This window comes from Gammaproteobacteria bacterium, assembly GCA_022340215.1.
GTDB lineage: Bacteria > Pseudomonadota > Gammaproteobacteria > JAJDOJ01 > JAJDOJ01 > JAJDOJ01.
This window is the reverse complement of record JAJDOJ010000203.1, coordinates 1-7,557: the sequence shown is the minus strand read 5'-3', so window position 1 is coordinate 7,557 and position 7,557 is coordinate 1. Positions and strand designations below refer to the sequence as shown.

The following is a 7,557-nucleotide window of genomic DNA, read 5'->3' as shown; positions in this document are numbered from 1 at the left end:
TGTCGCGCCTTGATGACGAACGATCCCGGCGCGGCGCTGTCCCTGCTTTGCTTGGGCACCGGTCTTGGGCTTCCTGCCCAAGCCGTTCACTGCTTCGCAGCTCACCCGGCGCGATCTGGTATGCCATTTTCCGGCAATCGCCTAACCCTTCGGGCGCTGCTCCCCTGGTGTCAGCCGCGTTGCAGCGTTTGACAGATGCCTGGAGTCGGTGTTCGCGCAAGTCGCATCAAGAGACTTGCATAGCAGCCAGGAAGCCTCAGTCCAGCCTGATTTCGCAAGAGGGTGAATCTATCGGTCTTCTGCTCAGGCTTTCGATCAGAGCCTGCACTTCCACTTTCTTCGCCTCTTCTCAAAGAATGCAGGGCCCTGCTTGTCACTGTCTGTCTCGGCATCGCGTCGCTTCGATCATTGTCCACTATCTTACCGTTTGGCTAGCACCTGACAGAGTGTGTGGCACCGTCCCTGGCGCCCTGCAACCATTTTCCGGAAACGACATCGATCCCGCTTCAGGCCATGGCCAGGAAGGCCGCGGCTCCGAGGATCAGGACCAGCGGAGAGTCAACGATCGCCATCACGGTCATGCACACCTGGCAATCAGCATCACTAGACAAACCGAGGAACCTGCGGGACTTGGTCATGAGGACGTCCTCCCCGTTTGCTCAATAAGTGTCCAGGACAATATCTATCACTATAATGGTTGTCAAGTAATTGTCCATTTATTTTTCCCGTCGAGAAGGTGGGTGAGCCCCGTGAGCCATGGGCCATCGAAGAACGCCGCGTTCCGCGCGCGAACGAACAATCTGGTGGTGAGCGGAGAGACACCGCGTGCTGGCGGAAGATTACGGGCTATTTCCCCGGCCAATGCCGCCACGGGACATCGGTGTCTCCATACTGACCCCCTCGGCCGTCAGTACCTGGTGCAGCGACTCTTCAAGAATAGCGCGCGCGTGACCGGTCGCATTATGCAGTTGTGCGTGGAGCAGCGCGTCAGCCGCGTTGGTGTTCTCGCATTCGGCGCTGTAGCTCTCGAAGTTTCGTAACGAAAAAACCAGATCGGCGAGATGGCGAGGGCACTCGCACTTCACGGTCGTCGAAATTGTCGCAATACGTGACAGCTGGGCGGCGGTGTAACGTCGGTACGGCGCCTGTCCCAGCGCGCTCGAGTCGGTCGTTTCATCAGGCCACAAACGCCCTGTCGACGAACTGCACCATGGTTGCAGGTCGGTCAACCCGACCGGAGCGCGCAGTGCGACAATTTGACGCGACTGCAGGCGATGAGCCGTCTCCTCGCGCGCGAAGGCGTAAACCACAACCGCGCGACGGGCCTCAGTCAAGCGAAGCAACTGATTGACCTCTCCCGCCGTTCTGCCGGTCACGCTGGGGTATTCGAGGACGATGACGTCGGGACACCTGGCTGGCGCCTCCCTGCGAAATGTATCCGGATCCGAAGTGGCGGCGACAATCTCCACTCCCGGCAGCTCCGTCCCTGCGTTAAGAAGTCGAGTTGGCAGCGCCTCGCCAAGAACGGCGACACGATAGGGCCGGTTTAGTTCGTCTGCTTTGAGGGGCAACGTTGCGTCCACGAGGTCGGAGTCCAGGCGCTGCTGCAGTTCCGGCCCTTCAAGATTCGCGACGCTGCCGATGGCATGGCCGGCATCGACCAGCCGCTTGATCAAAGCCAGCCTAAGCACGTCATCGCGACTGTAACGCCGCCCGCCCTTGGCACTGCGCTGCGGTGTCACCACTGCGTAACGGCGCTCCCACACGCGCAATGTATCGGCAGTTATGCCGGTCAGGCGAGCCACCGCGCCAATGCGATAATTGGATTCCGGCGCTGCGGATGCTCTGGATACTTCAGGAGATTTGGCCATTCGATCCACCCATTGTCCATGTTTTGTCCAGTATAGCACTGCGAGCTCAATCGATGACAGCTATAGGGAAGAAGTTATCCCCTGTCGGTAGAGATCCGGATAGGTTGCCGCGACGTAAAGCAGGAGACTAGCCAGGAAATACATCGAGGAACGACAAAATGAACCATGAATTCGATAGCTTCGGCGATAGCCATCGGACCGAAGAGGTCAATTGGATCGACAGTGTTGAGTGGTCCGACGAGGCAGATTGGCAGATAGACATCGATCCGCCTGCCGATATGGAGGCCGACTTGGATCTCCTGCTGGTGGAATTAGGGATAAGCAGGTCCGAGGCGTGGGAAGCTGATACCCATTACCAATTGATGTAACCATGCCTCCCCCCCGTCCTGTGAAATTCGCCGACGCCGGCTGATTCATGGCTGCCCGACGACATGTCAGGAGCGATTCCCTGACATATTTCGACGATGAGCCTGTTGTTGTGCCTCGACGACGGAGGTGCGTTATGTGTTGCCACAGTTGCTGCTGTGGTCGGTCGGTGAGCTTGCTGACGCAATCTTACGTGCATCCGCAGTTGGAGCAGATCTTCGATTACCGGCAGCAGGCCTTTGCCGGTCTGTTCGGTAGTGTCGAAACGACCCGTGCGGCGTCTGCTCCCGCGGGGGCGACATCTGGGCATGGCTCAGCATAAAAGTCGCGACTTTCAATATGCCGGTCTATCGATGGTTGATTCGCCTGTGCGCTGCAGCGAGTGCCCGCCGATCTGCAGCGTGGCAAGGATTGGTGTTGCTGTGTCGGGTCCGAAACAGGCTTCCGGTGCGTACATCGTGGCCGGGGCTTGGGGCCGGGTTGCAGGCGGTGTGATGCCGCTCGGGGGTGTCAGGATTCGGCGGCAGTCCTTTCCAGCACACGCACGATCGACTGCACGGTGACCATGCCGATCAGTTTTTTCTCGCCCTTTTCCACCACACCGAGTAGACCGCGGTGCTTTACCAGCAGGCGTATGCACTCCAACAACGGCGTTTCGGGATGTGTCAGCACAAAATTCGGGTCCATGACTTCCTGAAGCGGTATCGGCATCAACGCCTTAAATCGGTCAGCGCATTTCATTTCGCTTCGTCCGCCGATAAGCGAGGACAGTTTGAGGTTGTGGTCTAACAGTCCGCCGGAGGCGGTACCCATGCCCATCAGGTCTATCTCGCCGGTGATCGGCAGAAGATGGGCGAGAAGTACGCGGAAGTGGAATTCACCCACCAGCGTGCCTTCCGCGTCAAGAATCGGCATCGCACGGACGCCGTGCTGCTCCAGAAGCTTGAGCGCATCGGCTACGGTCTGCTCCGGGCTGGCCGAGACGAAGTCGGTGAACATGGCTTTGGCGCAGGTCATGGTTTCTCCAGGTCACGTGGCGCGGTGTCGAACCCGCCGGGTGTCAGGGGGCGATCGGGATGGAAAAGAAGTCGAAGAACAGCGCCATGAAGACCGAACACACGATTAGAGTGACCAGCATGGCCGGGGTTCCTTTTCGAAACCACAGCCCCGGCGTGATGGCCAGGGACGGGTCTTTCTCGCGCTTCGCCAGGCGTTCCGAGATGGTGACGATGAATACGTTGGCGGTCGATCCGATGTGGGTGCCGTTGCCACCCATGCCGACGCCCATGGCGAGGCTCCACCATAGTGGCGTGACGGCCATGCCCTGTGCCTCCATGCTCAGGATGATCGGGATCATCGCCGCCGTGAACGGGATGTTGTCGATGGCCGCGGACAGGATCGCTGCGACCCACAGCAGGGCGATGGACGCCAGCATCAGATCCTGCTGGACGACCGGAACGATGAGTTGACCGAGATACTGCAGAAACTGACTGTTTTCCACCCCGCCGATCAGTACGAACAGGGACAGAAAGAACAGCAGCAGCGCGTGTTCCACCTTCTCCAGCGCGCTGTCGACGTGAATGTGACCGGCGACGTAGAACAGCGCGACCAGGCCGCTGGCCGCCACCACCCAGGCTTCCCAGTTGAGCTGTCGGTGCAGCACGAACAGCAACACCATGAACGCGAGCACCACCAGCGATCGCATCCAGGTCTTGCGGTCCTCGAACTCGAAGGTCTCGGCAAACTCGACGTACGCCGGCTTGATCGCCAATTCCCGCCAGAACAGAAACCGCAGTGTGACCAGGATTGCAAGCCAGGCAGCGAACACCGGGCCGATCATGCGCAAGAAGAAGGTGTTGAAGTCGATGTCGGCGGCGGAGCCGATCATCAGGTTGGGCGGGTCGCCGACCAGGGTTGCGACGCCGCCGGTGTCCGACAGCAGTGCGGCGGCGAACAGGTACGGAATCGGTGAGACGCGCAGGATCTGGCAGATGATCAGAATAAGCGGCCCGAAGATAATCACCGTGGTCACGTTGTCGAGCAGCAGCGAGAACACGGTGACCGCGGTGCCGAGCATGGCCAGCAGCACGAATTGCCGGCCTCGTGAAATCCGGGTTATCCAGAAGGCGATGGCCTGAAAACCGCCGGTCGGGATCATGATGCCGACGATCACCATCATCGCCGCGAGCAGGAAGATGACGTTCCAGTCGATGGCTTCGATGGCCAGTTTCGGGTCGTAGAAGCCGAATATCTGGCCGCTGAAGACCATCGCGGCGGCACCGAGCATGGCGACCTTGCTGCGGTGAATGCCGTGCAGGGCCTCGGTGAATATGCCCACGAAGGTCGCGAACAGGATAATTGCGGAGACCGCCATCGGAGTGCTCATGGTGAGCGCTACCAGTCCATTTGCATGAGCAGATTCAGTGGTCATCGGGAATCCTCGGGTCTGCAGTATCTGGGCGGTCACGGACCGGGGAGCCATCAGGACGACCATGCCAGCGGATCAGCCGAGTTCCATGGGTGCAGGCGTTGTTCGCGGTCACAGGTTCAATATCCTCGTCGGACGGTTCCGGGGGGGCAGGCCGGATTCGGGTTTTCGCGCAGCTTCGGTTGGACCTCGATGGCCTCGTACATTTTGTACCTGGTCAATCAGCCGATTGGGTTCGTCGACTAGTGGCAACTCCGTGATTTCCTCCTTGATCAACTGCCGGGCAAGGTTGTGCAGATGGGTGTCCTTCCGCACGGAGCATGCCTGCTATACCCGTCACGGACAGGTTGTCACGGAAAGAGTGGGTCAGATCCGTTTCGTGGCAAGACGCGATGACGCGCAATAGCCGCTCTATTGCAAGGAATCGCAACGCCGCCACGGGACGAAGAGGGTGTGCGTGCCGGGAAAACCTGTCCGTGACGGGTATATATGACCTCTCCGACCATATCGCCACCTACAGATTCAGGCTCTCAAAAAACAGGGTGCAGGAGTTCGATTCCCCCAGCGCCTCGATCGCGAAAAGCAACCCGGTGATGCCGGTCAGGCGGACGCCGCCGAGCAGCGTCCGGCCGGGTCCAACCACATAGACTTGACGGGTGCGGGCGTACTCGAAGACCTTCCTGAGCAGGTCGATCAATAGCGCCATGGCAGACGGTCGTCGGACTGGGAACCACCAAGTCCCGGATGTCTGCGGGTCAGGGCCTTGAATAGTGATTGCTTGTCCATTGATGATTCGGGGCCAATGGGCCGGTTCGGGTAACCGGAACGAAATCATGTTATCACTTCACTTAGGCGATTTCTGTCAAATGACATACCATCCTGCTTGTCTTTGTCGTCCGTCCTCTGTGTTGCGACAACCGTTACATGGTTCGACGATGCGCCTTGTTGTCGCGTCTTGATGACGAACGATCCCGGCGCGGCGCTGTCCCTGCTTTGCTTGGGCACCGGTCTTGGGCTTCCTGCCCAAGCCGTTCACTGCTTCGCAGCTCACCCGGCGCGATCTGGTATGTCGTTTTCCGGCAATCGCCTTACGGTTCGTGCTGAATGGTCCACGGCGCCGGAAGATGGAATGCTGTCGTGCAGCAAGATAAAGGCACGCGCCCAGTAAACCCGGCTACGCCGTCAGGGGCTGGAGACCAGCGGTCTTTACGATCGAAATTGATGGGTTTTCCTGCACAGACCGTCAAGTTCTCATGAGCCTGCCTACTCGCAACAGAGATTCAATCCGCTGGGTCTTCGGCCTCGGCGGCGCCGTCTACTTTCCGGGAGCGTTCCGCGTCGAGCAGTGCCCGCTTTCGCTTCAGGCCCCAACGGTAACCGCCGAGGCCTCCATCGCTTCTTAACACACGGTGGCAAGGCACGAGCACGCAAACGCGGTTGGCCGCGCATGCCGAGGCGGCCGCGCGCACCGCCTTCGGCCGATCGATCCCTGCGGCGAGTTCACGGTAACTGATCACATCCCCCTCGCGCACGCTGAGCAGATACCGCCAGACCTTTACCTGAAAGGCCGTCCCGCGCAGATCGAGCGGCAGATCGGGCCGTGGCGCACCCTGACCGATGTGCGCGTCGAGTGCTTCGATCCAGTCGTCGAGTTCGGGGGCGTATTGCGCGGGAGAGGCAACGAGATCCGCTTTCGGAAACTCCGCCCGCAGTTGCTCCCGGAGCGTCTCGACGTCATTGCCGAACTGCACGCAGCACACGCCCCGCCCGGCGGCTGCCATCAGCATGGGACCCAACGCCGTATCGCGATACGCGTAGGCGATCGTCTCGCCCGCGCCGCCCGAGCGGTAAGCCGCCGGCGTCATGCCGATGTTGCGCATCCTTTCTCCGTAGACCCGACTGACGGACCCAAAGCCCGCCGAGAAGATCGCGCCGGTGACATCGTCGCCTTCCTTCAGGGCCGCCTTGAAGCGCTTCATGCGGACCGCGTCCTGATAGGCCTTGGGCGAGACGCCGAACGCGGACTTAAAGGCACGCTGAAAGCGAGACGGTGAAAGGCCTGCTCGTTTCGCGAGTGTTTTCAGCGTCAGGCGCTCTTCGGCGTGGGATTCGATCTGTCGTGCGGTCTCTACGAGCCTGCCTAGCCCGGGTGTGATATCCGTGGGCCGGCAGCGTTTGCAGGGTCTGAAACCTGAGGCCAGTGCGGACTTGGCGTCCGGGAAAAAACGCAGATGCTCGGGTCGAGCCGGCCGCGCGGCACACGACGGCCGGCAGAACGCGCCCGAGGTGATCACGCCGTAGAAAAACCGGCCGTCGAATGCCTTGTCCCGCGCCGCTGTTGCACCGCGCATTTCCTGTTCGGATGGCATTGTCATGTGTCCAACTCCTGGTGTTCCGCCGATGCCATTTGAACGCGGACTCCGCTGCAGGTCTATCCGTTTCTTGCCAGGCAATCTCTCGGGAAAGCTGGAATCCGCAACCGGTAACCGGCGCTCCACGGATTCGCTTCAGATTTTGGCACGAGGTTCGCTCTGGCAGAGATAACGAACGTCCCGTCGCAGTTCAATCTCCACCGCATGATAATCTCCGAATATTCCCCGGATTTCGCTGTGCTCATCCAGACTACAGTTACTACGCTTTTTTCGAGACTACGCTCGAAGAAAGAGGTTCTCCTACGGAGAACAGCCATAAGCATAGGCCCGTATATTAGCGAATCCTGTTGTTACTAACATGTTGTCGCGAAATATGCGCTAAGGCGATTGCCGGAAAATGACATACCAGATCGCGCCGGGTGAGCTGCGAAGCAGTGAACGGCTTGGGCAGGAAGCCCAAGACCGGTGCCCAAGCAAAGCAGGGACAGCGCCGCGCCGGGATCGTTCGTCATCAAGACGC

At 59.8% G+C, this 7,557-nt stretch carries 6 protein-coding genes; 1 reads left to right on the top strand and 5 read right to left on the bottom strand.

Annotation, left to right across the window (positions count from 1 at the left end; translation table 11 throughout):
• Positions 1–839: 839 nt before the first annotated feature.
• Positions 840–1,871: a MerR family transcriptional regulator gene (locus LJE91_14350; protein ID MCG6869861.1), complete on the bottom strand. Its 1,032-nt coding sequence runs from the start codon at positions 1,869–1,871 to the stop codon at positions 840–842.
• A 158-nt stretch (positions 1,872–2,029) separates the two neighbouring features.
• Here LJE91_14350 and LJE91_14345 point away from each other — a divergent pair, with 158 nt between their 5' ends.
• A complete protein-coding gene (locus tag LJE91_14345) occupies positions 2,030–2,239 on the top strand; it encodes a hypothetical protein (GenBank protein MCG6869860.1) in 210 nt (69 codons plus the stop codon).
• A gap of 508 nt (positions 2,240–2,747) precedes the next feature.
• Here LJE91_14345 and LJE91_14340 read toward each other — a convergent pair.
• The 4 genes from LJE91_14340 to LJE91_14325 form a co-directional block, all read right to left on the bottom strand.
• A complete protein-coding gene (locus LJE91_14340; GenBank protein ID MCG6869859.1) occupies positions 2,748–3,236 on the bottom strand; it encodes a CBS domain-containing protein in 489 nt (162 codons plus the stop codon).
• A gap of 61 nt (positions 3,237–3,297) precedes the next feature.
• Positions 3,298–4,668: an arsenic transporter gene (locus LJE91_14335; protein MCG6869858.1), complete on the bottom strand. Its 1,371-nt coding sequence runs from the start codon at positions 4,666–4,668 to the stop codon at positions 3,298–3,300.
• 511 nt (positions 4,669–5,179) lie between these two features.
• Entirely contained in the window at positions 5,180–5,371 is a 192-nt protein-coding gene (locus LJE91_14330) for a hypothetical protein (protein ID MCG6869857.1), read from the bottom strand.
• A gap of 574 nt (positions 5,372–5,945) precedes the next feature.
• On the bottom strand, positions 5,946–7,040 hold the full coding sequence (locus LJE91_14325) for a methylated-DNA--[protein]-cysteine S-methyltransferase (protein MCG6869856.1): 1,095 nt from the start codon (positions 7,038–7,040) through the stop codon (positions 5,946–5,948).
• Between the last annotated feature and the right edge of the window lie 517 nt (positions 7,041–7,557).